Source organism: Rhodovastum atsumiense, from assembly GCF_937425535.1.
In the GTDB taxonomy this organism is placed as follows: Bacteria; Pseudomonadota; Alphaproteobacteria; order Acetobacterales; family Acetobacteraceae; genus Rhodovastum; species Rhodovastum atsumiense.
In genome coordinates, this window is sequence record NZ_OW485601.1 from 648,560 (window position 1) to 674,881 (window position 26,322).

Annotated in this window: 30 protein-coding genes; 8 read left to right on the forward strand and 22 right to left on the reverse strand. The window is 69.1% G+C overall.

Going from position 1 to position 26,322, the window contains the following annotated elements; translation table 11 throughout:
* Positions 1–42: 42 nt before the first annotated feature.
* Positions 43–1,305, forward strand: coding sequence for a M48 family metallopeptidase (locus tag NBY65_RS02700; RefSeq protein WP_162530633.1), 1,263 nt, complete (start codon positions 43–45; stop codon positions 1,303–1,305).
* Between the two features lie 84 nt (positions 1,306–1,389).
* On the opposite strand, the gene gatB is transcribed toward NBY65_RS02700, so the two are convergent.
* From gatB to gatC, 3 genes are read right to left on the reverse strand one after another with little or no spacing between them, the layout of a single operon-like run.
* The gene (gatB, locus tag NBY65_RS02705; RefSeq protein ID WP_150041843.1) at positions 1,390–2,841 is read right to left on the reverse strand and encodes an Asp-tRNA(Asn)/Glu-tRNA(Gln) amidotransferase subunit GatB; all 1,452 of its coding nucleotides are present in this window, start codon (positions 2,839–2,841) and stop codon (positions 1,390–1,392) included.
* A 4-nt stretch (positions 2,842–2,845) separates the two neighbouring features.
* Positions 2,846–4,321 (reverse strand): Asp-tRNA(Asn)/Glu-tRNA(Gln) amidotransferase subunit GatA, encoded by a 1,476-nt coding sequence (gene gatA / locus NBY65_RS02710; protein ID WP_408895380.1) that lies wholly within the window; start codon positions 4,319–4,321, stop codon positions 2,846–2,848.
* Positions 4,321–4,608, reverse strand: a complete 288-nt coding sequence (gene gatC, locus NBY65_RS02715) for an Asp-tRNA(Asn)/Glu-tRNA(Gln) amidotransferase subunit GatC (protein ID WP_150041845.1) — start codon at positions 4,606–4,608, stop codon at positions 4,321–4,323. The genes gatA and gatC overlap by 1 nt, the downstream gene beginning before the upstream one ends.
* A 45-nt stretch (positions 4,609–4,653) precedes the next feature.
* On the opposite strand from gatC, the gene ruvX reads away from it, so the two are divergent.
* A complete protein-coding gene (ruvX, locus tag NBY65_RS02720) occupies positions 4,654–5,124 on the forward strand; it encodes a Holliday junction resolvase RuvX (RefSeq protein ID WP_150041846.1) in 471 nt (156 codons plus the stop codon).
* A gap of 73 nt (positions 5,125–5,197) precedes the next feature.
* On the opposite strand, the gene recA is transcribed toward ruvX, so the two are convergent.
* From recA to NBY65_RS02760, 8 genes are all read right to left on the reverse strand, one after another.
* Positions 5,198–6,241, reverse strand: coding sequence for a recombinase RecA (gene recA / locus NBY65_RS02725; protein ID WP_150041847.1), 1,044 nt, complete (start codon positions 6,239–6,241; stop codon positions 5,198–5,200).
* Positions 6,242–6,471: 230 nt separating this feature from the next.
* Positions 6,472–7,671, reverse strand: a complete 1,200-nt coding sequence (locus NBY65_RS02730) for a hybrid sensor histidine kinase/response regulator (RefSeq protein ID WP_150041848.1) — start codon at positions 7,669–7,671, stop codon at positions 6,472–6,474.
* Entirely contained in the window at positions 7,668–8,735 is a 1,068-nt protein-coding gene (locus NBY65_RS02735; protein WP_150041849.1) for an EscU/YscU/HrcU family type III secretion system export apparatus switch protein, read from the reverse strand. The genes NBY65_RS02730 and NBY65_RS02735 overlap by 4 nt, the downstream gene beginning before the upstream one ends.
* A 3-nt stretch (positions 8,736–8,738) precedes the next feature.
* Positions 8,739–9,506 carry a flagellar biosynthetic protein FliR gene (locus NBY65_RS02740; protein ID WP_150041850.1) on the reverse strand — a complete coding sequence of 256 codons (768 nt, stop codon included), beginning with the start codon at positions 9,504–9,506 and terminating at the stop codon, positions 8,739–8,741.
* Between the two features lie 2 nt (positions 9,507–9,508).
* Positions 9,509–9,778 (reverse strand): flagellar biosynthesis protein FliQ, encoded by a 270-nt coding sequence (fliQ, locus tag NBY65_RS02745; RefSeq protein ID WP_150041851.1) that lies wholly within the window; start codon positions 9,776–9,778, stop codon positions 9,509–9,511.
* A gap of 262 nt (positions 9,779–10,040) precedes the next feature.
* Positions 10,041–10,349 carry a flagellar hook-basal body complex protein FliE gene (fliE, locus tag NBY65_RS02750; RefSeq protein WP_150041852.1) on the reverse strand — a complete coding sequence of 103 codons (309 nt, stop codon included), beginning with the start codon at positions 10,347–10,349 and terminating at the stop codon, positions 10,041–10,043.
* Positions 10,350–10,356: 7 nt separating this feature from the next.
* Positions 10,357–10,764, reverse strand: a complete 408-nt coding sequence (gene flgC / locus NBY65_RS02755) for a flagellar basal body rod protein FlgC (RefSeq protein WP_150041853.1) — start codon at positions 10,762–10,764, stop codon at positions 10,357–10,359.
* Positions 10,765–10,780: 16 nt separating this feature from the next.
* Positions 10,781–11,158: a flagellar basal body rod protein FlgB gene (locus tag NBY65_RS02760; RefSeq protein ID WP_162530634.1), complete on the reverse strand. Its 378-nt coding sequence runs from the start codon at positions 11,156–11,158 to the stop codon at positions 10,781–10,783.
* A 205-nt stretch (positions 11,159–11,363) separates the two neighbouring features.
* Here NBY65_RS02760 and NBY65_RS02765 point away from each other — a divergent pair, with 205 nt between their 5' ends.
* On the forward strand, positions 11,364–11,648 hold the full coding sequence (locus NBY65_RS02765; protein WP_150041855.1) for a hypothetical protein: 285 nt from the start codon (positions 11,364–11,366) through the stop codon (positions 11,646–11,648).
* Positions 11,645–12,403: a flagellar type III secretion system pore protein FliP gene (gene fliP / locus NBY65_RS02770; RefSeq protein WP_150041856.1), complete on the forward strand. Its 759-nt coding sequence runs from the start codon at positions 11,645–11,647 to the stop codon at positions 12,401–12,403. The genes NBY65_RS02765 and fliP overlap by 4 nt, the downstream gene beginning before the upstream one ends.
* A gap of 6 nt (positions 12,404–12,409) precedes the next feature.
* Here fliP and NBY65_RS02775 read toward each other — a convergent pair whose 3' ends face one another.
* From NBY65_RS02775 to NBY65_RS02825, 11 genes are all read right to left on the reverse strand, one after another.
* Positions 12,410–13,378, reverse strand: a complete 969-nt coding sequence (locus NBY65_RS02775; RefSeq protein ID WP_150041857.1) for a ribonuclease Z — start codon at positions 13,376–13,378, stop codon at positions 12,410–12,412.
* A gap of 240 nt (positions 13,379–13,618) precedes the next feature.
* Positions 13,619–14,062 carry an acyl-CoA thioesterase gene (locus NBY65_RS02780; protein ID WP_150041858.1) on the reverse strand — a complete coding sequence of 148 codons (444 nt, stop codon included), beginning with the start codon at positions 14,060–14,062 and terminating at the stop codon, positions 13,619–13,621.
* A gap of 22 nt (positions 14,063–14,084) precedes the next feature.
* On the reverse strand, positions 14,085–14,957 hold the full coding sequence (gene speE / locus NBY65_RS02785; RefSeq protein ID WP_150041859.1) for a polyamine aminopropyltransferase: 873 nt from the start codon (positions 14,955–14,957) through the stop codon (positions 14,085–14,087).
* A gap of 147 nt (positions 14,958–15,104) precedes the next feature.
* Positions 15,105–15,569: an adenosylmethionine decarboxylase gene (speD, locus tag NBY65_RS02790; protein ID WP_150041860.1), complete on the reverse strand. Its 465-nt coding sequence runs from the start codon at positions 15,567–15,569 to the stop codon at positions 15,105–15,107.
* Positions 15,570–15,740: 171 nt separating this feature from the next.
* Positions 15,741–18,722, reverse strand: coding sequence for a tetratricopeptide repeat protein (locus tag NBY65_RS02795; RefSeq protein WP_150041861.1), 2,982 nt, complete (start codon positions 18,720–18,722; stop codon positions 15,741–15,743).
* The gene (locus NBY65_RS02800) at positions 18,722–19,369 is read right to left on the reverse strand and encodes a protein phosphatase CheZ (RefSeq protein WP_150041862.1); all 648 of its coding nucleotides are present in this window, start codon (positions 19,367–19,369) and stop codon (positions 18,722–18,724) included. The genes NBY65_RS02795 and NBY65_RS02800 overlap by 1 nt, the downstream gene beginning before the upstream one ends.
* Positions 19,362–19,730, reverse strand: coding sequence for a chemotaxis response regulator CheY (locus NBY65_RS02805; protein ID WP_456316132.1), 369 nt, complete (start codon positions 19,728–19,730; stop codon positions 19,362–19,364). Before NBY65_RS02805 ends, NBY65_RS02800 begins: the two co-directional genes overlap by 8 nt.
* A gap of 14 nt (positions 19,731–19,744) precedes the next feature.
* Entirely contained in the window at positions 19,745–20,551 is an 807-nt protein-coding gene (locus tag NBY65_RS02810; protein WP_250265624.1) for a MotE family protein, read from the reverse strand.
* A gap of 19 nt (positions 20,552–20,570) precedes the next feature.
* Positions 20,571–21,020 (reverse strand): DUF6468 domain-containing protein, encoded by a 450-nt coding sequence (locus NBY65_RS02815; RefSeq protein WP_150041865.1) that lies wholly within the window; start codon positions 21,018–21,020, stop codon positions 20,571–20,573.
* Between the two features lie 44 nt (positions 21,021–21,064).
* Entirely contained in the window at positions 21,065–22,117 is a 1,053-nt protein-coding gene (gene fliM / locus NBY65_RS02820) for a flagellar motor switch protein FliM (RefSeq protein WP_150041866.1), read from the reverse strand.
* Complete coding sequence (locus tag NBY65_RS02825) at positions 22,114–22,668, reverse strand: flagellar basal body-associated FliL family protein (RefSeq protein WP_239002856.1); 555 nt, start codon at positions 22,666–22,668, stop codon at positions 22,114–22,116. Before NBY65_RS02825 ends, fliM begins: the two co-directional genes overlap by 4 nt.
* A 294-nt stretch (positions 22,669–22,962) precedes the next feature.
* On the opposite strand from NBY65_RS02825, the gene NBY65_RS02830 reads away from it, so the two are divergent.
* From NBY65_RS02830 to flgH, 4 genes are read left to right on the forward strand one after another with little or no spacing between them, the layout of a single operon-like run.
* Positions 22,963–23,700, forward strand: a complete 738-nt coding sequence (locus NBY65_RS02830; RefSeq protein ID WP_150041867.1) for a flagellar hook basal-body protein — start codon at positions 22,963–22,965, stop codon at positions 23,698–23,700.
* 14 nt (positions 23,701–23,714) lie between these two features.
* Positions 23,715–24,500, forward strand: a complete 786-nt coding sequence (flgG, locus tag NBY65_RS02835) for a flagellar basal-body rod protein FlgG (protein ID WP_150041868.1) — start codon at positions 23,715–23,717, stop codon at positions 24,498–24,500.
* A gap of 8 nt (positions 24,501–24,508) precedes the next feature.
* Positions 24,509–25,516 (forward strand): flagellar basal body P-ring formation chaperone FlgA, encoded by a 1,008-nt coding sequence (gene flgA, locus NBY65_RS02840; RefSeq protein WP_150041869.1) that lies wholly within the window; start codon positions 24,509–24,511, stop codon positions 25,514–25,516.
* Positions 25,513–26,256, forward strand: coding sequence for a flagellar basal body L-ring protein FlgH (gene flgH, locus NBY65_RS02845; protein WP_150041870.1), 744 nt, complete (start codon positions 25,513–25,515; stop codon positions 26,254–26,256). Before flgA ends, flgH begins: the two co-directional genes overlap by 4 nt.
* The last annotated feature ends 66 nt before the right edge of the window (positions 26,257–26,322 follow it).

Here is a 26,322-nt window from a genome sequence, read left to right on the forward strand (position 1 = left end):
TGCTGGTTTCCCCTTCCCCCGACCAGCATGGAGAGCGTCCGCGTGCCCGTTCTGCTCATCGCCTTCATCATCGGCACGATCGCCTGGACCGGCGTTTCGGTGTGGCTGTCCGCCCGGCAGATCGCCCATGTGCGGCAGCACCGCGACAGGGTTCCCGCCGACTTCGCCGACAGCGTGCCCCTGGAGGACCACCGCAAGGCCGCCGACTACACGGTCGCGCGCGAACGCCTGGCCGGCATCGGCACGCTGGTCGATCTGGGCGTGACGCTGGGCTGGGTGCTGGGCGGGATCAGCCTGCTTTACGGTGCCCTCGCAGCCTGGATGCCGGCCTCGCTGGGGCGTGGCGTGGCCTTCGTGGTGGCGATGGCGGCGATCGGCGCGCTGCTGCACCTGCCGCTGACGCTTTATGAAACCTTCGCGATTGAACATCGATTTGGCTTCAACCGAACGACGCTGCGGACCTTCATCGCCGACCGGTTCAAGGGCTGGGTGATCGCGCTGGTGATCCAGGTGCCGCTGCTGTTCGCCTGCCTTTGGGTCATGCGCAGCTTTTCCGGCCTGTGGTGGCTGTGGACCTGGCTCGGCCTGCTGGGGGTGATGGTCGCCGCCCCCACCGTCTATGTCCGGCTGATCGCACCGCTGTTCAACCGCTTCGCGCCGCTGGAGAACCCATCGCTGCGCGCGCGCATCGAGAACCTGCTGGCACGCTGCGGCTTCCGCGCCTCCGGCCTGTTCACCATGGACGCGTCACGCCGTTCCAGCCACGGCAACGCCTATTTCATCGGCTTCGGCCGCACCAAGCGCATCGTGCTGTTCGACACCCTGCTCGACCGCAGCACCGATGCCGAGGTGGAGGCGATCGTGGCGCACGAGCTTGGTCATTTCCACCACCACCATGTGCTGTTCGGTCTGTTGCGCAGCGCCGTCATCACCTTTGCCGGGCTGGCGGCGTTCGGCTGGCTGTGCAAGCAGGACTGGCTGTTGCCTTCTTTCGGCATTCCCTGGCGTGACGACGCCCTGGCCCTGGTGGTCTGCTTCTTCCTCGCCTCGCTGGTCGGGCCGCCGCTGACGCTGGCCGGCAACTGGCTGTCGCGCCGCAACGAGTTCCAGGCGGACGATTACGCCCGAAAGCATGCAGGGGCAGCACCGATGATCTCTGCCCTGCTCAAGCTGTCGCGTGACAACGCATCGACGCTGACGCCGGACCCGCTCTACACGCTGGTGCACTACTCGCATCCGCCGGTGCCACTGCGGGTGCAGCACCTGCGCGAAGGCCAGGACGCTGCCCTGGAGCCCGTTGGTTAAAAAAGGGGATCCAAGGGCCTTTGGCCCTTGGTGGAGGTGCAGGAGGCAAAGCCTCCTGCCGGGGCCGGGGCAGCGCCCCGGAAATCAGGCGAGCGCGCGCTTGAGCACTTCGTTCACCAGCGCCGGGTTCCCCTTCCCCTTCATCTCCTTCATCACCTGCCCGACGAAGAAGCCGAACAGCTTCTCCTTGCCGCCCCTGAACTCGGCGACTTTGTCGGCATTGGCCCCCAGCACCTTCGCCACCGCCGCGTCGATCGCCCCGGTATCGGTCACCTGCCGCAGGCCCCGCTGATCGACGATCGCGTCCGGAGCCTCACCGGTTTCCACCATCGCCTCGAACACGTCCTTGGCGATGCGGCCATTGATCGTGCTGTCGGCGATCAGGTCGAGCAGCTTGCCCAGTGCCGCGGCGCTCACCGGCGGATCCTCGATGCTGCGGCCGGTGCGGTTCAGCATGGCGAAGAAATCGCCCATCACCCAGTTGGCCGCTGCCTTGGCGTCGCGCCCGCGCGCGACCTCCTCGAAGAAAGCAGCGGTCGCCTGCTCGGCCACCAGCACGCCGGCGTCATAGTCCGACAGGCCGTACTCCTGGATGAAGCGCGCGCGCTTCTCGTCCGGCAGTTCCGGCAGGCCGCGCCGCAATTCCTCCACCCAGGCCTCGTCCAGCACCAGCGGCAGCAGGTCGGGATCGGGGAAATAGCGGTAGTCATGCGCGTCTTCCTTGGAGCGCATGGACCGCGTCATGCCGCGGGCGGGATCGAACAGCCGCGTCTCCTGCAGGACGGTGCCGCCTTCCTCCCAGACCACGATCTGCCGCTTCGCCTCGGCCTCGATCGCCTGCATGACGAAGCGCACGGAGTTGACGTTCTTCACCTCGCAGCGCGTCCGGTACGGCTCGCCGGGCCGGCGCACGCTGACGTTCACGTCGGCGCGCATGGAGCCTTCCTCCATGTTGCCGTCGCAGGTGCCGAGATAGCGCAGGATGGTGCGCAGCTTGCGCAGATAGGCTCCGGCTTCCTCGGGCGAGCGCATGTCGGGTTCGCTGACGATCTCCATCAGCGGCACCCCGGCGCGGTTGAGGTCAATATAGGTCTTATAGGGATGCTGGTCGTGCAGGCTCTTGCCGGCATCCTGTTCCAGATGCAGCCGCGTCACCCCGATCGCGCGGGTCGATCCATCGGCCAGTTCAATGGTGATGGTGCCGGCGCCGACGATCGGGTGTTCGTACTGGCTGATCTGGTAGCCCGGCGGCAGGTCGGGATAGAAATAATTCTTCCGGTCGAAACGGCTGATCAGGTTGATGCGCGCGTTCAGCCCGAGCCCGGTGCGCACCGCCTGCGCCACGGCCTCGCGGTTGATCACCGGCAGCATGCCGGGGAAGGCGGCATCGATGAAGCTCACCTGCGTGTTCGGCTCGGCGCCGAAATCGGTCGCCGCCCCGCTGAACAGCTTGGCGCGGGTGATCGCCTGGGCGTGCACCTCCAGGCCGATCACCACTTCCCACGGGCCGGTGTTGCCCTCGATCACGTAGCTCATCGCCTTACGCTCCCGCCCGCAGCGAGGGCAGCGCGGTGACGCCGGCCGCCTGCTCGATCGCCGCGCCGACCGCGAACACGGTTTCCTCGTCGAAGGGCCGCCCCAGCACCTGCAGGCCGAGCGGCAGCCCATCGGCATCCAGCCCCGCCGGCACCGACAGCCCGGGAATGCCGGACATGTTGGCGGGCACGGTGAACACGTCGTTGAGGTACATCTTCACCGGATCGTCCATCCGTTCGCCCTGGGCGAAGGCCGCCGAGGGTGCGGTCGGCGTCACCAGCGCATCCACCTGCCGGAACACATCGGTGAAATCCTTCAGGATCAGCGCACGGACTTTCTGTGCCTTCAGGTAATAGGCATCGTAATAACCGGCGCTCAGCACATAGGTGCCGATCAGCACGCGCCGCCGCACCTCGGCGCCGAAGCCGGCGGCGCGGGTGTTCTCGTAGGTCTCGATCAGGTCCCCGCCATCGACGCGCGCGCCGAAGCGCACCCCGTCATAGCGGGCAAGGTTCGAGGACGCTTCCGCCGGCGCCACGATGTAGTAGGTGGCCAGCCCATATTTCGTGTGCGGCAAGGACACGTCCACGGTCTCGGCGCCGGCATCGCGCAGCCATTGCAGCCCCTGCTGCCACAGCGCCTCGATCTCCGCCGGCATGCCCTCGCTGCGGTACTCGCGCGGCACGCCGATGCGCAGACCCTTCACACCGCGCCGGCAGGCCGCCGCGAAATCCGGCACCGGCCGGTCGGCGCTGGTGGAATCCTTCGGGTCATGCCCGGCCATGGAACCGAGCAGGATGGCGCAATCCTCCACCGTCCGCGCCAGCGGCCCCGCCTGATCGAGCGAGGAAGCGAAGGCCACGATCCCCCAGCGGCTGCACCGCCCATAGGTGGGCTTGATGCCGGCCAGGCCGCAGAAACTCGCCGGCTGACGGATCGATCCGCCGGTATCGGTCGCCGTCGCCCCCAGCGCGATCCGCGCCGCCACCGCGGCGGCCGAGCCACCTGACGATCCGCCCGGCACCAGGGCGGCCGCGTCGGCCGGCCGCGTCCAGGGATTGGTCACCGGACCGAAGGCCGAGGTCATGTTCGACGAGCCCATGGCGAACTCGTCAAGATTGGCCTTGCCGAGGAACACCGCGCCGTCGCGCAGCAGGTTGGCGGTGACGGTGCTCTCATAGGGCGGCACGAAGGGGCGCAGGATGTTGCTGGCCGCCGTCGTGCGCACGCCCGCGGTGCAGAACAGGTCCTTGATCGCCAGCGGGATGCCGGCAAGCGGCCCCCCCTCGCCCCGCGCCAGCGCCGCATCGGCCGCCTCGGCCTGGCGCAGCGCCAACTCCGGCGTCACCGTGATATAGGCGTTCAGCTTCGGATTGAGCGCCTCGATGGCGCCCAGGTAAGCCCCGGTCAGCTCACGAGCCGAGATCTCGCGCGCCCGCAGCGCAGCCCGCGCACCGGCAAGCGTCAGGTCGAACACCATCACTCCACCACCTTCGGCACGGCAAAGAAGTCACCCGCCCGGTCCGGCGCGTTGGCCAGCACCTGTTCGCGGATGCCACCATCCGTCACCACGTCCTCGCGCATCTTCAGGGTCATCTGCGCCGCCCCTGCCAGCGGCTCCACGCCGTCGACGTTGATCTCATTGAGCTGCTCGATCCAGCCGAGAATGCCGTTCAATTCGGCCTGCAGCGGCCCCAGTTGCGCTTCGTCCACCCGGATGCGGGCGAGCTTGGCAATGCGACGAACAGTCGCGGGATCGAGCGACATGACTACCCCTGGTCCTGACGAAGGCGCGGGACCATAACGGCGCGCATGTCACTGTTCAACATGACGGACCTGCGGGCGGGCCTGCCCCCCGGACAGAGGCTGATCGGCGTCGACCCGGGCACACGCACGATCGGGATCGCGCTGTCGGATACGCTGCTGATGCTGGCGAGCCCCTATGGCAGCCTCAAGCGCGGCAAACTCGGGGCCAATGCCGCGGAAATCCTGGCGATTGCCCGCCGCGAGGGCGCCGGCGGGCTGGTGGTCGGCCTGCCCCTGTCCATGGACGGCAGCAAAGGACCCGCCGCCCAGGCGGCGCGGGACTGGGCACATGCGCTGTCTGACGCGACCGGGCTGCCGGCGGCGCTGTGGGACGAACGGCTGTCCTCGGCGGCGGTGAACCGGTTCCTGATTGACGAGGCCGACATGACACGCAAGCGCCGGGCGGAGGTGGTCGACCGCATGGCCGCCGCCTACATGCTGCAGGCGGCTTTGGACGCGTCAAAAGCGCAAGAATAGCAAAACAGGCAAGGGCTCCGCCCTTGACCCGGCAGGGGCCACAAGGCCCCTGCACCCCAGTCTCGCTGCGCGGCTATTCGGCGGCTTCGGCTTCCTCTTCAGCTTCCTCGGGCGCGGTCATCATGGCATTGGTCACCACCCCGGATGCGTCTCGGATACGCTTCTCGATCGTCTCCGCGGCCTCCTTGCGATCGCGCAGGAACTGCTTGGCATTCTCGCGACCCTGGCCAATGCGCTGGCTGTCGTAGCTGAACCAGGCACCCGCCTTCTCCACCACGCCGGCCTTGACGCCGAGGTCGATCAGCTCACCCACCTTGCTGATGCCTTCGCCATACATGATGTCGAACTCGACCTGCCGGAACGGCGGCGCCAGCTTGTTCTTCACCACCTTCACGCGGGTCTGGTTGCCCACGATCTGGTCACGGTCCTTGATCTGGCCGATGCGGCGGATCTCCATCCGCACCGAGGCGTAGAATTTCAGGGCGTTACCGCCGGTCGTGGTCTCCGGGTTGCCGAACATGACGCCGATCTTCAACCGGATCTGGTTGAGGAAAATCAGCATGCAATTGCTGCGGCTGACGCTGCCGGTGATCTTGCGCAGGGCCTGGCTCATCAGCCGGGCGTGCAGGCCGACATGGCTGTCGCCCATCTCGCCTTCCAGCTCGGCGCGCGGCACCAGCGCGGCAACGCTGTCGACCACCAGCACGTCCACCGCCCCGGAGCGCACCAGGGTGTCGGCGATCTCGAGCGCCTGCTCCCCGGCATCCGGCTGGCTGATCAGCAGGTTGTCCACATCCACCCCGAGCTTGCGGGCATAGACGGGGTCGAGCGCGTGCTCGGCGTCGATGAAGGCACAGGTGCCGCCGCGCTTCTGCGCCTCGGCGATCGCGTGCAAGGCCAGCGTCGTCTTGCCCGAGCTTTCCGGGCCGTAGATCTCGATGATGCGACCCCGCGGCAGGCCGCCGATGCCAAGCGCGAGATCCAGACCGAGCGAGCCCGAGGGGATCACCTCGATCTGCTCATCGCCCGGACGGGCGCCCATGCGCATGATCGAGCCCTTGCCAAAGGCGCGTTCGATCTGGGCCATCGCGGCGTCGAGCGCCTTGTTCTTTTCCATCAAACTCTCTCCCGGGCTTGCGGCGGTCGGCAGACCACGACCCTCGCTGGCCAGTCTCTCATAAGCGTGAACGGGGCCGCAACGGCTGACAGGGCTCTGATTAAGGATTTGTTCTTTATATGTTCAGAGCGTCCGGGCTTCAAGAACAAAACGGGATCCAGGCCATCACTTCCGCTATGGCACCTCCCCTCCGGGCTCCCTTCTCCCGGTCGCGGCATGGCCGCCACCCGTCATGGATGGCCGGCACGGGCCGGTTTCCGGGCCATCTGGCGGTCCCCGCGGCTGTCTCCGGCCGGCTCCTCCGGAGGGCGCACGAGTCGCCGCAGCGTTTCCAGCAATTCGGGTACTGTATACGGCTTGGATAGATAGGCTGTCGCCTGCGGCAACGCCAGACCACCCATCGCGGCATCGGCATAGCCGGACGCGATCAGGGCCGGCAGGTCCGGCCGGGCGAGCCGTTCCCGGATCGCCAGCACCAGCGAGCCGCCATCCTGGCCGGGAAGCTCCAGATCCGTCACCACGGCAGCCAGGCCGGGATGGGCGTCGGCCAGGGGCAACGCCGTCTCCGCCGAATCGGCCGCCAGCACGGTCCAGCCCGCAGTTTTCAGCGCGCCCTCCATCAACCGGCGCAGCAGCGCTTCATCCTCGACCAGCAGGATCGTGCCGCCACCGCCCGCGGGGGCCGCGCAGAGCGGCAGGCACAGGCGCATGCAGGTGCCAAAGCCGAGCCGGCTTTCGACGGCGATGCTGCCCCCCGCTTCCCGCACCACCTCCTGCACCGTGGCCAGGCCAAGCCCGGTGCCGCGATCCCGCGACGTGGTGAAGAACGGCTCGAAGATCCGGGGCAGGATCTCAGGGGCAATGCCGATGCCGGTGTCCTGGACCTCGATGACCGCGACCGCCGCCCCGGTGGTATTTTCCTGGCGACAGCGCACCCGAAAGCTCCCGCCATCCGGCATCGCCGTGCGTGCATTGGCCGCCAGGTTAACAAGGACCTGGTCGAACCGGGTCGGGTCGATCCGCACCGGCAGATCACTGTCGCCCGCATCAACTTCCAGGCGAATCCCAGGCCCCATCACATGCCGCAGCAATGAGGCAAGATCGGCCACGGCTTCACGCAACTCGATCCGTCGCGGCTCGGACGGCAGCATGCGCCCACACGCGAGCAGGTGGCGCACCAGGCCACTGCCGCGCCGGGCCACCGCCCCGATCTCCGCGATGTCCGCCCGTGCCGCGGCATCCAGTTCAGGCCGCTCGGCCAGCGCCGCGATGCCCGCCTGGATGGTCGCCAGCAGGTTGCCCACATCATGCGCAATGCCAGCAGCACAACGACCGATCAGCACCAACCGTTCCTGGTGCGCCATCGCGGCCGGCGTGCCCTCCGCTGGCGCCGCCGCCGGGACAGACGCCAGGACAGACGGGGCGGTCACCGCCTCCGCCCCCGCGCCATCCCACGCAGCCGCCAGACATAGGCGATGATTTCCGCGACCGCCTTGAAATGTTCCGCTGGAATCTCGGTATCCAGCTCGACCTTGTAGAGGGCCCGGGCAAGCGGCGGATTGGCAACCAGCGGCACCTTGTTCTCCTCGGCGATCGTACGGATCCGGGCAGCCACGGCGTCCACTCCCTTGGCCACCACGCGGGGGGCGCCGCTGGCGGCACGGTCGTAGCTTAAAGCGATAGCGTAATGAGTTGGATTCGTCACGACCACGGTCGCCTTCGGGACCGCCGCCATCATCCGGCGCCGCGCCCGTTGCAGGCGTATCTGCTTCAACCGCGCCTTCAGATGCGGATCGCCTTCGGACTCCCGCATCTCCTGCTTCAGATCTTCGCGGCTCATGCGCAGGTCGCGCGCGTGCTTCAGCCGCACCCGCAGCACGTCCAGTCCCGCCACCGCCGCCTGCACCGCGATCGTGGCCAGCACCGCCTGCAGCAGCAGCCGTACGATCCGGTCGAGCAATTCCGGCGCCGTCCAGAACGACGCCATCCGCAGCGCGGGCAGCGCGTCGGACAGCACCATCCACAGCACCCCCGCCGCCACCAGCGCCTTCACCACCGCCTTGCCGGCTTCCACCAGCGTGCCCGGGCCGACTATGCGGCGCAGCCCCGCCACGGGATCGAGCCGTTTCAGATCGACCTTCAGGGCCTGGAGATGAAACAGAAAGCCGGTCTGCAGCAGGACCGCGGCACTCCCCGCCAGCAACGCCGCCAGCGCGAAGGGCGCTCCCCCGGCCAGCGCGGCCAGCCCCGCACTGCATAGGGCGGCGCCAAGCTCGATCTCGTGCGCCCGTTCCAGCAGGACCGCCAACCGTCCGCCCATCGCCCGGGCGGCCCCCGGCGCGATCATGCCCATCACCAGCGCGCAGGCCGCCAGCACGGCAAGGGTGGGCAACTCGCGTGACAGCGGCACCTGGCCTTGCTCGCGGGCCTGCTGCAGCCGTCGCGGTGTTGCTGCCTCGGTCCGGTCCTCGGCCTCGCCAGCGTTGCCGGCCACCGCTCACAACCCCGGCAGCAGCGCGAGCATCGGCCGGATCTGGTCGTCCCAGGCTGCCAGCATGGGACCGGTCAGCAACGCCAGCAGCAACAGGCCGGCCAGGATCTGTCCCGGCAGGGCGGCCATGAAGACCTGCAGGTTCGGCACCAGCCGCGCCAGCAGGCCGAGCGCCGCCTGCCACACCAACCCCGCCGCCACGAACGGGGCCGCCAGCCGCAGCGACAAGGCAAAGGCCTCGCCCACCGCGCGGACCACGTCCTGCGCCGAATCCGCCACCGGCAGCAGTGCCCCCGGCGCCACCAGACGATAACTGCCCGCCAGCGCCGAGAGCGGCAGCGCATACAGCCCGGATGCGAGCACCAGCACCGGCGCCGCCAGGGAAAACAGCCGTGCCAGGGCGGTGGATTGCGGACCGAGCGACGGATCCGGCTGCAGCACGTTCGCCAGCCCGATCATGCTGGCGGCGAACTGCCCGGCCACCGGCAGGGCCTGCACCACCAGCCGCGCCAGCCAACCGAGCCACAGCCCGGTCATGATCTCGGCCACCACCATCGCCGCCACACGCCACGGCATCTCCGGCGCCGCCGGCACCAGGGGGGCCAGCACGGGAACCAGCAACAGGGTCAGCGCGAAGGCGAAACCACTGCGCACCATGACCGGCAATTCGGCTTCGCCCAGACCCGGCAGCACGATGCAGGCCGCGCCGATGCGACTGGACAGCAGCACCACCACGAAGGCCCAGCCGGGCAACTCGGCGAGCAGTGTCTCCATGATCAACCGCCGGAGGCCACGAGGCGGTCGAACAGCAAGCGGGTGAAATCGGCGAGCTGCCCGAGCATCCAGCCCCCGGTCAATAACAGCGTCGCCACGATCGCCAGGGCTTTGGGCACGAAGGACAGCGTCGCTTCGTTGATCTGGGTCACCGCCTGCAGCAGTGACACCGCCAGCCCGACCACCAGCGTCGCCGCCAGCGGTGGCCCGCCGAGCTTGAGGATCAGCAGCAACGCATCGCGCAGCAACAACCCCAGGTCACCGTCCTGCATCCCGCCCTCCTGGTGGGAAGTTCCATTCCAGGCCCAGGCCACATGGCCTAGCCCGTCGGCACGGCGCAACGAGGGCCAGAGCAGTTCCAGGCTGACCGCGAACGGTCAGCGTGCTCCGGTTCCCTGCTTGGTGGATCACTCTGCCGGCGGGGTGTCACCAGTCCCGGCCAACATGGCTTTGCTCACGCGCCCTGCCGGCCCCGTCCGGCCCCACGCACGACGCGTGGTCGGGCAAAGCCGCATGGAGAGTGCAGGGAGTGTTTCAGATTCCCATGCGCATGATGTCCTGGTACGCCTGCACCACGCGGTCGCGAATGGCAACGGTGCTCTGCAGCGCCAGCTCCGCCTTCGAAACCGCGGTCACCACATCGGTGATGTTGCCGTTGCCGGCGATCGCCGCGGTGGATTGCCTGTCCGCCTCGTGCCCCGCGGCGACAGCGCTTTCGAGCATGCGCGACAGCACGCCGCCGAAATCAGCGCCACCGGATACGGCGGCGGCCTGGCCGGACTCGACGGCGCGATAGGCCTGTGCCGCGGCACCGGGCGAGACGCCGATGGGAGAAACCGCCATGGCGCGCCTACTTCAACAGCTCGATCGCGCGCGTCAACATGCCGCGCGCAACCTGCATGACGGAAAGATTGGCATTGTACGCACGTTGGGCTGCCCGCATGTCCATCATCTCTACGAACGGGTTGACGTTGGGAGTGCTCACGTAGCCTTGGGCATCGGCGGCCGGGTGCGACGGATCATAGTGCCGCGGCAACTCACCCTGATCGGTGCCGATCTTCTTCACCTTCACCGTCGAAACACCGATCACACGATCAAGCTCGTTGGTGAAGACCACCGTCTTGCGCCGGTAGGGCCCGGTTTTCGGGTCAGTGCCGGTGGTGTCCTGGTTCGCCAGATTCTCGGCGATCACCCGCAGGCGCAAGGTCTGCGCCTCCATGCCGCGGGACGAAATGTCGAGCGCCTTGGTCATGTCCATCGCCGGGCCTCCCTGTTCATCGTCCCAGTGCGGTGTGGAAGAGTCCGAAATATTTCTTCCACAGATCGCCCACCAGCATGTGGGCCGTTTCGGTGTCGGCGACCTTGGTCAGTTCCACGTCCAGCCGTACCGCGTTGCCGTCCGGCGAGCGTTCGCCCACCACCGGCCGCGCCGCCGGGTCCTCCGTCGAGGTGCCCGGAAGATGGCGGAGATTGGTGCGCAGCGGCGTCACCCCGGCCTGCGCCAACGCCAGCGTGAAAGGCTGCAGGTCCTTCGGCACCCAACCAGGCGTGTCGGCATTGGCGACGTTCTGCGCCAGCACGGTCGAACGCCGGTCGAGCCAGGCCAGCCGCCGCTCCGCCAGATCGAACAATCCAATATGCGTAGGATCCACCTGCCCCTGCCTCTGCCCCAGCGATCCGAGTGAAAACGCACACCCCACCTGAAGGCGTGCGCCGGAACTCCTGCGCTCCGAACATCCGCGCTGCGAACGCCGCGCCGGATGCAACCTTGCCGCGAGAAACCTAAGAAGCTGTGAACAACAGCACGCTGCTGCCCTGGAAAGCTTTTCTCAACCTATCCCTGCTTCAATCGGCCGCATGGTGATCCCGGCGCAAAAAGTGCCCAGTTCCGCATCCGCGCAGCATGCCCAGGCGCTCACAGAGTCCCTGGCAGCCACGTTGCACCTCGCGCGCGCGCTCGTTGCAGCCCGCCGCAACCTCGACCTGGCGGGGCTCGATCAGGAAGCCGGCCGGCTCTGTGCCGCCATCCTGGATCTCCCGCCCGCCGAGGGCCTGGCCTTGCGGCCGCGGCTGATCAGCCTCCTCGCTGATCTCGATGCGCTGTCCGCTGATCTCGCCGAAGCGGCCGGGGACGTCCCATGAAGCACCTCATCCCACGCATCATGCCGGTTCTGCTGCTGCTCGTGGCGATGCTGCTGGCACCAGACGCGGCGCACGCGCAATCCGTCAGCATTGATCTCGGCAATGCCGGTAGCGCGGGCGCCACCGCGCGGTTGGTGCAGATCACCGCGCTGATCACGGTGCTGGCCCTCGCCCCGAGCCTGCTGGTGATGGTCACCGCCTTCACCCGCATCATCGTCGTCCTCTCGCTGCTGCGCAGCGCGCTTGGCACGCAGGGTGCGCCACCGAACACCGTGCTGATCGGGCTGGCGCTGTTCCTCACCTTCTTCGTCATGCAGCCGGTGCTCGACCAGGCCTGGACCACGGGCCTGCTGCCGATGACGCAGGGCCGCGTCAGCGAGATGGAAGGTTTGCGCCTGGCCGCGGAACCGTTCCGCCGCTTCATGACCGCGAGCGCGCGGCCGGACGATCTGCGCCTGTTCCTCGATCTCGGCGCCATCCCCGATCCCACCGGCCCACAGGACACGCCCTGGCGTGCTTTGATTCCAGCCTTCATGGTCGGGGAACTGCGCCGGGCCTTCGAAATGGGCTTCCTGCTCTACCTGCCCTTCCTGGTCATCGACATGGTGGTTTCCTCGATCCTGATGAGCCTGGGCATGATGATGCTGCCACCATCGGCGGTGTCGCTGCCGTTCAAGCTGATCTTCTTCGTGCTGGTCGATGGCTGGCGCCTGGTCGCGGGCAGCCTGGTGCAGAGCTTCCCGGGCCTGCACTGAAACGTCCTATGCCGGCACCCCATGCGCCTGCGCGGCCTCGGCGCGCAATGCCGCCTCCTGCCCGCTGTAGCGGGTCGAAAAATGCAGGGGCACCAGCCGCTTCGCTCCGGCACGGCGTGCCAGCGTCCCGGCCTGGACGGCCGTCAGATGGTTCCGCCGCGCCGCCTGTGCCGCATCCGCATCGAGGAATCCTGCCTCGATGAACAACACATCCGCATCGCGCGCCAGTGCCACGATCCGCGCCGCATTCGCGTCGGTGAAACGCACATCGGTGACATAGGCGATTCGCTGGCCCGGCACGACCACGGCCAGGTCCCGCACCGTGCCCAGAGCCTGCCCTCCAACCATCGTCTCGTCTGGCGCACCGCGCAGGATGGCCTGCTTCAGCTCGCGCAGCCACGGCCCCACCGGCAGGCCACGCGCATCCAGCCGGTTCCGCCAGATATTCACATGCGCAGTCTCTTCCAACACGAAGCCGAGGCAAGGCGTGCCGTGATCGAGCACGGCGCAGCGGACCCGCAGCACCGGGGTCTCCAGCAGGACATCCCCGGCAGTCGCGGGCAGATCTTCCCGCATGAACGCCGTGGCGGAGGCAAAGCGTGCGTGCAGCAGCCGACCGTCCCCGGCGACCTCGGTCACCGCAAGCACCAATTGGCCGGCATAGGAACGAATCAGGTTCCAGGTATAGGCGCCCAGCTTGTGCGCGACCTGGTCGATGAATCCGGGTGGCCCGTACAGGCCCAAGGTCGTCTCCCGCCCAAGCAGCAACCGCAACAGCCAATCGAAATCGCCGAAGTGATCCATATGGGCATGGCTGACGAAGGCATGCGCGACGCGCAGCAGCTTGCGCGTCGGCAGCGCCCGCAAATCGCCCATGTCGAACAGCAAGGCCTGCCGGTCGAACATCAGATCGGCGTACATGACCGGATCGCCGAAGACACCGTTGACGAGGCTGCAAGTGATGGCGGGACGCATCGCCGCAGCCTAAAGCGGCTTCGGGCCGGCCGTAAACGACCCGTGCATAAAGAGCCAGGGCTCCGCCCTGGACCTGCCGTCGTGCGCACGCACGCGGTCGCGTGACGGCCACAAGGCCCTTGGATCCCAGGTGCGCTGCGCGGCACAGAAATCATGGGTTCCAAGGGCGAAGCCCTTGGCGGAGGTCCAGGAGGCGGAGCCTCCTGGTCGGGCGCGGGGCAACGCCCCGCCAACGCCACCTCAGCCGGCGGTATGCAGCGCGGCGATCTCGTCGGCGGACACGACCTCGAAGGACTCCGCCAGCACCTCGGGAATGCGGCGTGGCCGCAGGCGGTCCCGGTCCACCAGCACCCAGCCGGTCTCCGCCTCCGCCAGCACCCGGCCGTCAGCCGGCCGGCGGAACAGGTAGCGCCGGGTCGACAGGTGATGGTGGAAATCCGCGATCCAGGTGTGCAGCGCCACCTCGTCACCGGCGAAGGCCGGGCGGTGATAGGTGATGCCGTGCGAACGGACGACCCAGATGAAACCGGCCTCGAGATAACGCTCCAACGGCCAGCCCTGCGCAGCCGAATGCTCGGTCGCGACGTCCAGCATCCAGTGCAGATAGACAAGATTGTTGACGTGGCCGAAGACGTCGATCGCCTCTGCCGGGACCACGATCCGGCGCGTGAAGATGCGCGGCATCGCCGGGTTCGCCCCGGCGGCGTCAGCCGCGCGCCGGCAGATGCTTCGCGATGTAGGGGGGAAGCTGGAAGGCCGACCAGTGCACCTCCGGCGTCCAGTAGCTGGTGCCGCCCAGGATGCCGGCCGCCTCGGCGCGGGCGCGGATGGTTTCCACCGGCACCGCATCCAGCCCCGGGGCCTTGGCCGCGAAGCCAAGTGTCATGAACCCACCGACATAGGTAGGTACCGCTGCCACATAGGCACCGACATGCGGGAAGAACCGGGCCCGCCGCAAGCTGGTGTCGCGCAGTTCGTCGGCCTGCATGAACGGCACGCCGCACTGGTTCACGATCAATCCGCCAGCAGACAGGATGCGCGCCGCGTTGGCATAGAACTCATCGGTGAACAGGACCTCGCCCACCCCGATCGGATCGGTCGAATCGACGATGATCACATCGAAGGCCGCGTCCGGCGCGCGCTTCACGTAATCGATGCCGTCGCCCACGATGACCTCGGCGCGCGGATCGTTCCAGGCATCGCCGCCGATTCCCGGCAGGAACTCCTTCGCGAGGCGGATGACCTCGCCGTCGATCTCGACCATGACCGCGCGTGCCACGCCGCGGTGCTGCAGCACCCGTTTCAGCACCCCGCCGTCGCCGGCGCCGATGATAAGGACGTTCTTCGCCGCCCCATGCGCCAGCAGCGGCACGTGGGTCAGCATCTCCTGGTAGACAAACTCGTCACCTTCGGTGATCTGCACCACGCCGTCGAGCAGCATCACCCGGCCATGCGAGGCGCTCTCGAAGATCGCGATGTCCTGGAAATCGCTCTGCACCCGGGCAAGCTCGCGCTTGACCAGGAAGCGCTGACCCCATTCGGCGTACAGCGTCTCGTTGATCCAGGAATCGGTGGCCATGGCGCGCTCCGTCAAGACGAGCCAGAGGCATGAGCCCTGGCCCCACCAAAGGCCAGGGACCTTTGGAAACCGTTATTTAAGTCAAGCGATGCAGGGGCCTTGTGGCCCCTGCCAAAGTGGACCGATGGGCGAAGCCCTGGTCTTGCTTCAGGAGACGCGCCCGCGCCGCTGCTCGTCGAGCACGACCCGCTCCGGCCCGAAGGCACGCTGCAGCACGGGCAGCGACAGATGCGGATTGCAGGCGCCACACATGAAGATATCGATCGCCGCGAAGTCGCGTTCCGGCCAGGTGTGGATGGAGATGTGGCTCTCCGCCAGCACGACCACCCCGGACACGCCGCCATTGGGCGAGAAATGGTGGAAATGGCTGTGCAGGATGGTCGCACCGGCCGTCACCGCCGCCTCGCGCAGCGCGGCGTCGATGTGGTCGGGATCGTCCAGCCGGCTGGCTCCCCACAGGTCGATGAGGAGGTGCGTGCCGGCAAACTTCATGCCGTCACGCTCTACGAAGTAGTCCTTCCGTTCGTCCTCGGCGCCCGCCGAGCGGATGTCTGTCGTCTGGTTCTCGCTCGGGAATTCCGAGACCATCCCCAGTTGCGTGAGTGCGTTCATCGCGCATCCCTCCATAACCAGTAGACAGCCTGTAGGGCGTGGGCCGCTTGCGCACGCCCCCGGGGGCCAAGGCGGCGGAACATGGGGAAAAAGGGGTGGCGCCGCAAGAGGGAATCCCCGCTCGAGCGTGGATTTCTTGCATATCCGGCGCGCGCCTCAAGCGAAGCCCTCTCAGCGACCTGCCACGCCCAGCAGCCCGCGCGCGAGCCCCGCCTCCGCCCGGGCCCGCGCCAGGTCATCCGGGGCCTGCACCGGGCCCGCCACCAGCAATCGCACCATATCGGCGGTCGGACCCGACGGCAGGCGCGATGTATCGCGCTGGCGTATCTGCGCCAGCAGCGTCTCGTCGCCGGCCTGCGCGGCCGCCGAGGCCAGCCGCAGCAACAGCCGCGTCTGCGCTTCGTCCAGGCCGCCCCGCTCCGGCAGGCTGCGTGCCACCAGGGTGCGCAGCGTTGCCGTCGCGCCTTTCCAATCCTTTGCCTGCTCCAGCATCTGCAGTCGCAGCTCCTGTGCGGCCGGCGTGTCGAGCCCTTCCAGCACCGCCATGGCGCGGGCGACATCGCCCGTCGCCGCGGTGGCGCGTGCCCAGGTCAACGTGCGGCTTTCCTGCACGGCGGCGGGCAATGTCTCCGCTCCGGTCGCGGACAGGGCGGCCAACGCGCCGGCTGGATCGCCGATCTGCAGTCGATTCGCCGCGAGTTGCCCGCCCAGCTCCGCCCGCACCGGCCCAGGGGCGGCATTGGCGACCAACTTCTCCAGCACCGGCGCGGCCCGCCGCGGCAGGTCGAGCGCCGCCAGCCGGTCCGCCAGGCGGGTCGCAAGCTCCACCCCCTCCGGCGCAGCGGACATGAGATCGGCATTGTCCTCGATCATCGCGACCAGTTCGAGTGGCGGCATCGATGGCGCCCCCGCATCGGTCAGGGCGGCGGCGAAAATCCGGGCCATGGCCGGCCGGACCTGCTCCGCCCGATCGGGCAGCGCCTCGGCGGACTCGCGCAACAGCGTCAGCGCGGCGCGCGGCGCGCCGGCCTGCGCCCGCAACTCGGCGGTTCGTATCCGCAGCGCCGCTTCCATCCCGTCGCCACGCCAGGCATACAACAGCTTTTCCAGCGCATCGGCCGCGACCGATGGCGTGATCTCGCCCGCGGCAAGCCGCCGCTCCACGGCACGCGACGCGGCACGCGCGCGCAGGCGGCGATCCGGCGACTGCGCCAACCGATCCAGCAGAGCAAGCGCCGCCGGGGGATCACGTGCTTCCAGCAGGAAGGCCCGCGCCAGATCCAGCGTCCGGTCCTCCGCCCGCGCCTCGACCAGCCGCCGGGCCGCTTCGGTTTCGCCCCCCAGCACCATGGTTTCCGCCACCAGCGGCAACAATCGCGCCTGCAGCGGCGTCGGATACGCCAACAGCAGGGGCAGCGTCCTGGCCAGGCCGGATGCCGCTTCGGGCGCTCCCTCCCGCAGCATCGCCATGCGGACCGCACGCCAGAACGCCACCTCATCGGTGCCGGACAGACGCGCATCCTCGAGTCCCTCGGCTTCGGCGAGGCGGCCGGCAAGCAAGCTGGCAATGGCGAACAGGCCGATCTGGTCGGGGTTATCCACCGCACGCGGGTCCTCGGAGCCCGCGAGGGTCAGCACCGCCTGTGCCTCGGCGCCCAGGCCCAGCGCGATCATCGCCTGCGCCATCGTCAGCCGGGACGCCGACCGCCGTGCCGGCGGCGCGGCGGACGCAGCCGCGAGCGCATCACGCAGCCGGGACTGCAACGCCGGAACCGACTGCGGCGGCAGGTCGAACCGGCGGGTCAGGGGGGCGGCGTCGGCCAGTGCCGTCAGATCCGCCCCGACGGCGGTCAGCGCCAGCGCGCCCTGCGGGGAGGCCGCCGTCAACGCGAAGCCGCGCGGCATTTCCCGCAGCGAGAGGCCATCCGAAATAGCCGCGACGGCGACACCCTGCCAGGTGGGCAGAAGCATGAATTCGGGGGTGCGACGCAGCGTCGGGAAAGCCTGCCCCACCTTTCGCTGCGTCCCCACCAGCAGCAGGCCGCCGGTCAGTGTATCGGGAATGGCAACCGCCCGGCCCGGCGCGTCCAGTGGCAGCACGAGACGGCCGGCGGCGGCGTCCGGCTCCGGCCGGATCGGGCGGCCCCTGTCCGTTCCGCCGGCGATGCCGACCATCCACCCGCCAGCCCCGGGCGCGAGCACCACCACATGGTCCGCCGACAGGCGCAGGCGCAGCACGGTCGCCGTCGGCAGCAACCTGATCTCGGCCGTGCCGAACACCGGATCGGCCTGCAAGGACGCGAGATCGATCGGACGACGTTCGTCGAACACCAGGACCGCTTCGTCACCACGGCGGAACGCGGCCGCGCCGGTCCCGCTCGTGAACGGCAGCAGCACCTTGCCCACCGGCGCCGCATCCGTGGCAGGCCCGGTCGGTCCGGACGGAGGCGTGCCGCCTGATGCAACTCCGGGTCGCGCGTCTTCGGCCGGCATCGACCGGGCTGGCGGGGCCTCGGCGACGGCCGGGGCCGGCTGGCCGGGCGCCGGCTCCGCTGTTGCGGGGGACGCCCCCGCCTGCGGCACGGGAACCGTGGCAACGGACGGCGCGGCGGCAGACACCGGATCAGCAGCCGTGGAAGACGCCTTGGAAGCGGAGGGCTTGGGGGCAGAAGGCGCACCAGAGGCCGTTTGCGGGCCGGGCTGGCGGCCTGCCGGCCCGGGCTTGCGCCCCGGCGTGGCGGCAGCGGCGGTGGTGGTGGCAGCAGGATCGAACACGTCGATGATCAGCCGCTTGCCCATGCGCCAGTGCCGCAGCGAGACACCCGGCGGCAGGCTCAGCTCGACGCCACCGGATGTCGCCGCGATCGCGCGCACGTTGCGGGGCGGGCGCTGGCCCGGCATCACCGCCTCGCCGGGAAAGAAGACCCGCACCTGCTCGCCCGTGTGTTCCACCCGCCAGGAGGTCCGCTCGGGTGGATCGAACACCACCCGGCCAAAGCCCGGATGGTCCCCGGTGCGCAGGGTGATCGCGGCCGGAGGCCGGGCGGACGCCCCTGCCGGGGCGGCGCCCTCTCCGGCCGCGGCGCCGGCAGGCAGCAGCGCCGCGAGCACCAACGGCAACAACCGGGCCGACCGGAAGGAGCGCCCGCGCATCAGTCGAAACTCGCCAGCAAGGCGTCGATGTCGTTCTGGCCCATGGCATTGGCCGGCAATTGCGGCCCGTGCAGCAAATCCTCCTGTGGTGAGGCAGAGGCCCGCGACGGTTCCCGCGGTGCCGGCTGCCCCTGCCGATCGCTGAACGCCGCCACGATGTGGGCCACCTTGGCTTCGATTGTCTTCAGCGTCGCCACCACCTTGGTAATGCGCTGGCCAGTGATGTCCTGGAAGCTGCAGGCCTCGTAGATGCGCGTGGTCGCTTCCTGAAGCTGGTTGGACAGTTCGCCGTACTCGTCGCCGGCGAGTTTCCCGCCGACGCTGTCCAGCGTCTCGCAGGTCTCCAGGATCTGCTCGGTCGCTGCGGCGGTATGCGCCACGATCGCGTCGAGTTCGTCGGTCGCCGAGGGAATATCGCTGGCATTGATGTCGTGCATGCGCAGCGCCGCGATCTCGGCCTTCGCCGCGGCGATGGTGCGGCCTAGCTCGGCCACCTCGCCGAGCAGGGCCGTCTCCGCCGCAGTCAGGTCGCCCTGCATCGTCTCCAGCACGGCGCGGACGATCTCGGCCACGGCCGTCACCTCCACCGCGGGATGGCGCGCCCGAATGGCCTCCAGCCGCGCCCGCAGGGAGGGATCGTCAGCCATGACCCAGCACCTTCTCGATCTTCTCGCGCAGCGTCTCGGCGTTGAAGGGCTTGACGATGTAGTTGGAGACGCCGGCCTGCTTCGCGGCCACCACGTTCTCGGCCTTGCTCTCGGCGGTGACCATGATGAAGGGCATGGATTTCAGCCTGGCATCCGCCCGCACTTCCTGCAGCAACTGCAGGCCGGTCATCGGCTGCATGTTCCAGTCGCTGATGACCAGGCCGAAATTGCCCGCCCGCAGCTTGGCCAGGGCCTCGGCGCCGTCGGTCGCCTCCTCGACGTTGTTGATGTCGATCTGCTTGAGCAGGTTGCGGATGATGCGCAGCATCGTCTTGTAATCATCCACAATCAGGACATTCATGGACTTGTCCAGGCTCATTGTTTCTCCTCCGGGCGCAGGATTCGCGCCGACGTGGTGGCGGGGGGGGTTGCAGGGACGTTCGCGCGCAGGCGCAATTGCGCCAGTTCGGCGGTCACCAGGCGGGCGCGCTCGGGCTGCATGAATCCCAGCACGGGCGCCGCCTTGGACTCCTTCATCCGGTCCAGCACCGCCAGAAGCACCGGCAGGTCCAAATCGTTGAAGATCGTTGCCGCGTCACGCGGCTTCATGGTCTCGTAGAGCTTCACCAGGCCGCGCCAGTTGGCTTCGCCACGCTCGCGCCGGGTCGCCTCCAGCGCCTCCAGCCGGGTCTGCAACGCCGACAGTTCGTCCAGCCGCGCGGCCAGTCGCTTCTCGGCGGCCTGCAGCGCCGCCTCGCGGGCGCCCAGCGTGGAAGCCTGCGCCTCGATCTCGGTCCGGCGCGCGCGCAGGTCGAGCAACAACGCCCGTTCGCTGTCGGAAACCGGCGGCACCTGCGGCAAAGCCTGCGGCGGCGCCGGTGCTTCGGCGGGCCGCGCGGGCTGGTCCCGCGCCGCCTCGGACGCGGTCGCCGGCTCGGGCCTCGTGGCCTCGGGCCTTGTGACCTCGGGCGCGGGCCGGGTCCGGCCGGTGGAGGACACGGGCGCCGGGCCCCCGCCCGTTGCCGGTGATGGCGGCATGAGCGGGGTCGGCACCGTCGCCGCATGCGCCGTCTCCGGCGGCAGCACATGACCAACCAGCACCACCGACTTCACCGTCAGCAATGCCGCCATCGTTGCGATGGTGGCCGGCAGCAGCCGGGGAGGAGCCAGGACGGCCCGCATGCCTGGTGCCTTCTTCATCTCAGCGCGCCATGCGCAAGGCCCGCAGCAGATCGCGCTCGGCCTGGCTGCGCAGCCGCGGCTCCGCCTCGTCCGGCCGCGACGGATCGCGGGACGGCTCCGGGGCCGGATCGGACGTGTCCTGGCCCAGGGGGCGCGCCACACGCAGCACCCGGTCCAGACGATCGGCGAGCTTCTCGCCGCGCTCGGTCAGGAAGGCCAGGTCGTCCTTCAATCCGGACGCCACTTCCGTCTGGCGCTGCACCTGCCGTCCCGTGCCCTCCGCCGCCGTGCGCAACCGCTCGATCCCCTGCTCGGCCGCGCGGGTGCTGCTGTTGAAGCCGGCCACCAGCTCTTCCAGCATGGCACGATCGCGCTTGAGCACCCCGAGTGCCCGCTCCAGCCGCACCGCATGGAACAGGGTCGCGGTGAGCAACACGAGAAGAACAGTTTCCAGCAGCCATTCCATCATTCAGGTCCTGTTGCGGGGGGCGGCTTGCGCGTGTGCCCATGGCGTCAGCGCTCCATCGGCTGGGGTCGCGGCAGGTCGCGGTCGATGCGCACGGCGATGCGGTTCTTGCGCCGCCCGACCTTGCCTTCGTACAGCGGTGTCGCGCCGCAACGAAGCTGCACCGATGCCCCCGGACCGCATCCCAGCAGGATGCGGCTGCCCGGCTGCAGGGCCAGCACATCGGACAGGCGCATCACCTGTTCGTCCAGCACCACCGCGAGGTCGATGTCGGTGTTCCACAGCTCCTCGGCGAGATGCGTCTCCCAGATCGAATCGCGGCCGAACTTCTCTCCCATGAACTGCTGCAGCAGCAGCTCACGCACCGGCTCGAGCGTGGCATAGGGCAACAGCAGCTCGAGCCGTCCGCCGCGATCCTCCATCTCGATGCGCAACGGCACCAGCACCGCCGCGTTCGACAGCCGGCTGACCGCGGCGAAGCGCGGATTCACCTCGAGGCGCTCGAAGCGGAATGTCACCGGGCATAGCGGATCGAAGCTCGCGGTCAGGTCGGCCAGCACCACCTGGATCATCCGCTCGACCAGGGTGCGCTCGATCGTGGTATAGGGCCGCCCCTCGATGCGCATCGCGGCGGTGCCGCGGCGTCCGCCGAGCAGCACGTCCACGATCGAATAGATCATGGCGGAGTCGACCACCATCAGGCCGTAATTGTCCCACTCCTCCGCCTTGAACACCGCCAGCATCGCCGGCAGGGGGATGGAGTTGAGGTAGTCGCCGAAGCGAAGCGACGCGATGTCGTCGATCGAGACCTCGACATTGTCGCTGGTGAAGTTGCGCAGGCTGGTCGACATGATGCGCACCAGCCGGTCGAACACGATCTCCAGCATCGGCAGCCGGTCGTAGCTGACCAGCCCCGAGCTGATGATCTTCTGCATGCCCGAACGGCTTTCGCCGTCCGCGCGCCGGTTGTCGAAGCCGAGCAGGCTGTCGATCTCGGCCTGATTCAGGTCCCGATGCGCCTGCACCGGCATCGCGCCGGCCGCGGCTTCCTCGGTTTCCGCGCCCCAGGCAGCCGCGAGGTCCTCGTCCGAGCCGCTCATTGCACCAGCAACTCCGTGAACAGCACGTCGGTGACACGGGCCGGGGCGACGGCGAGATTGGCGCGCGCGATCAGTTCCTCGCGCAGCCGCCACGTGCCCATCGACCCGCGCAGTTCCTCGGGGCGCATCTCCCGCAGATAGGTCTGGAACAGGTCGAGCAGCCGCGGCATGACCGCGGTGACGGTGGCGCCGTCCTCGGCCCGCGCAAGTTCCAGCCGGGCCCGCAGCTTCACGAAGCTTGCCCGCCGCCCGGGCATGACATTGAGGTTGGAGATCATCTCGGGCAGTTCGACGAAGACCGGCAGATCCTTCGTGCCCGCACCACCCGCCGCGGCCGGGCGCCCCTGGCGCGCCGCATCGGCACTTCCGGCCGGTTCGCCACCGGCGCTGCGGGATTTCCCGCCCATGCCGAACAGCGGCGGCAGGACGCCACCGAACCACAGCGCCGCCCCCGTGCCCGACAGCAGCACGGGCACCCCGATCAGAAGCAGGCGCCGCCGTGTGTTGACCGGGGCTGGTGCCGCCGTTTCGTCCGATGCCGCCGCTGCCATGGTCACCCTGCCGCTCTGCGCCCGTGAAGAGGGATGTGAATGGGAAAAGAAGTCGCGCAATCTGCTGCGCGTGACCGCCATCCTGGCCCGCCCAGGTTAAGAGATCCTGAACTTCGCGGCTGAACCTGCCGGATATGCGCCCGGCACCCGGCACGGATTGCCGATCGGCATCGGCTGCCCTGCCGGCCATGCGGCGTTTTCCGCCATCCCGGCTCTGGCACGCGCCTTGCGCTAAGGGACTTCGCTTCCATCCCCCTCGCGGCACGCCACCGCCGCCCGCACCGGATCCCGCGCATGGACAACGCCACCAACGTCGCCCTCTCCCGCCTGGTCGCGCAGTCGCGGGCAATGGATGTCACCGCCACCAACCTCGCCAATGCCGGCACGCCCGGCTTCCGCGCCGAGCGCATGGCCTTCAGCGACTGGCTGTCACGCCAGCGCGGCACCCCGCCCGGCGGCAACACGGTCACCTATACCCAGGATCGCGCCACCTATCGGGAACGCCAGGCCGGCACGCTCACCCACACGGGCAATCCGCTCGACCTCGCGATCTCCGGAGACGGATTCTTCACCGTCTCCGGCCCCTCCGGGCCGCGGCTGACGCGCGCGGGGCATTTCATGCTCGCCGCCAACGGCACCCTCACCGATGCCGGCGGCAACGCCCTGCTCGACACCGCCGGCAAGAAGCTGCAGCTCGCGCCGGCCGACACCCACATCAGCGTGGCCGCGGACGGCACGGTCACCAGCGAGAACGGCGTGGTCGGCCGCATCGGCATCGTCAGCGCCGCCGACCCCAACCGCCTGCAGGCCGAAGGCAGCCGCCTGCTGAACGGCAACGACACCAGCACCACTCCGGTGACTGCGCCGCACATCGTCCAGGGCAGCGTCGAGGACAGCAACGTGCAGCCGGTGCTCGAGGTCAGCCGCATGATGAGCGACGTCCGCACCTTCCAGATGGTCGCGCAGTTCGTCCAGAGCGAGGCCGAGCGCCAGCAGGGCGCCATCGACAAGATCACCCAGAAGCGTTCCTGACGGAGAATCCAGCCATGCGATCGCTCGACATTGCCGCCACCGGCATGCAGTCCCAGCAGACCAACGTCGAGGTCATCTCGAACAACATCGCCAACATGGGCACCACCGGCTACAAGCGCCGGCGGGCCGAGTTCCAGGACCTGATCTACCAGAACCTGCGCCGCGTCGGCTCGAACTCCTCGGATTCCGGCTCGGTGGTGCCGGCCGGCGCGCAGGTGGGCCTGGGCGTGCGCACCGCGGCGATCTACCGCATCAACGAGCAGGGCAACCTGCAGCAGACCTCCAACAGCCTCGATCTGGCCGTGCGCGGCAACGGCTATTTCCAGATCACCCTGCCGTCGGGCGACACCGCCTATACCCGCGACGGCACCTTCGGGCTGTCGCCGGAAGGCGAGATCGTCACCGCCGACGGCTATGTCGTCGCCCCGGGCATCACCATCCCGAACAATGCGAAGGACGTCACCATCAACGCCAATGGCGAGGTGCAGGTGAAGCTGGACGGGCAGGTCACGCCCAGCGTGGTCGGCACGCTCCAGCTTGCCACCTTCCCCAACGAAGCGGGGCTGGACGCCCAGGGCGACAACCTGCTGCTGGAAAGCGCCGCCAGCGGCAGCCCGGTCACCGGCACGCCCGGCGCGCCCGGCTTCGGCACGGTCATGCAGGGCTTCGTCGAGACCAGCAACGTCAACGTCGTCACCGAGATCACCAGCCTGATCAACGCCCAGCGCGCCTACGAGATGAACAGCAAGGTCATCACCGCCTCCGACCAGATGCTCTCCACCCTCACCAACCTGCGCTGACGCCTGCCATGACCCCGCGCCTCCTGTCCCTCCTGGGCGCCGCCCTGCTCGCCACGGCCCCGGTGCCGGTCGCGGCGGCGACGCTGCGCCCCGCCGCCACGCTGGAAGCGCCGGTGGTGCGCCTCGCCGACCTGTTCGACGATGCCGGGCCGCTCGGCGAGCGGGTGCTCGGCCCGGCCCCGGAGCCGGGAACGCGCATCGTGGTGGAAGCACGCCAGCTCGCCGCCATTGCCCGCCAGTTCGGCGTCGACTGGCGCCCCGCCTCCTCCGCCGACCGGGCCGTGCTCGAGCGTCCCGGGAAAGGCCTGCCGCGCGAGGCGGTGCTGGCGGCCCTGCGTGATGCGCTGACGGGGGCTGGCGCGCCCGGCGACGGCGACATCGAACTGCCCGGCTTCATCGCCCCGCTGGTGGCGGTGGAGGCGGCCCCCGCGGTCGCGGTGGAGCAGATCGACTACGACGACGCGTCTGGCCGCTTCACCGCGATGCTGGCCATCAGCGGACCGGGCATGCCGGCCCAGCGCCAGCGCCTGTCCGGCCGGATCGTGGAAATGGTCGAGCTGCCGGTCGCGGTCCGGCGCCTGCCGGTCGGCACCGTGCTGCAGCCGGGCGACCTGCAGACCGCGCGGATCCGCGCCGCGGCCCTGCGCAACGACGACGTGGTCCGCGACGCCGCCGAGGCGATCGGGCTGACATTGCGGCGCCCCGCCGTCCCGGGACAGCCATTGGCACGGGCCAATGTCGCCAGGCCGACGGTGGTGCAGAAAGGAGCCCAGGTGACCTTGCAGTTCACGACGCCCGGCCTGAGCCTGAGCGGCCAGGGAATCGCGCTGGAACCGGGGGCGCTGGGCGAGCGCATCCAGGTCCGCAATCCGATTTCGCAGGCCGTGCTGGAAGCCGAGGTGATCGGCCCCGGCCGCCTGCGCGTCGCCCCGGGCAGCACGCCGCTGCGGGCAACGCCGTCCCGGCGCGACGCCATCCTGGCGCGGCGGGACACGGCGCAGGCGGTCCTGCCATGACCCCCCGGCCGGCCGCCTTGCTGGCGGTCCTGCTGCTGCCGCTGCTGGGCGGTTGCGGCGCGTTGCAACGCCTGTCCGAAGTGGGGCGGCCGCCGCAGATGACGCCGAGTTCCGATCCCACCCGCGATCCCGCCTGGCGCCCCATGAGCCTGCCCATGCCAAGCGCGCAGATCGCCGATCCCCAGGCGAACGCCCTCTGGCGGCCCGGCAGCCGGGCCTTCTTCAAGGACCAGCGCGCGGCACAGGTCGGCGACATCGTGACGGTGCTGATCAACATCACCGACAGCGCCAACCTGCAGAACAACACCGATGCCAACCGCAACGGCAGCGAAAGCATGGGCGTGCCGAACCTGTTCGGCTTCGAACAGCAGATCCCGAAGATCCTGGCCGGCGCCAATCCCTCCAGCCTCGTCTCGACCAACAGCGCCAACAGCAATGTCGGCAAGGCAACGATCAAGCGCAACGAGGCGGTGGTGGTGCGTCTGGCCGGCGTCATCACCCAGGTGCTGCCCAACGGCAATCTCGCCGTGGCGGCGCGCCAGGAAGTGCGGGTGAACCGGGAATTACGCGAACTCGCGGTGACCGGCGTGATCCGGCCGCAGGACATCGGCAGCGACAACACCGTGCAGCACGACCGCATGGCGGAGGCCCGCATCGCCTATGGCGGCCGTGGCCAGCTCACGGATCCGCAGTCGCCGCGCTGGGGGCAGCAGGTGCTGGATATCATCCTGCCGTTCTGACCTGCCCGGTCACAGGGAGCGCAGGAACGCCACAAAGGCGTGCCGGCCCCGCGGCGGCGACGGAAG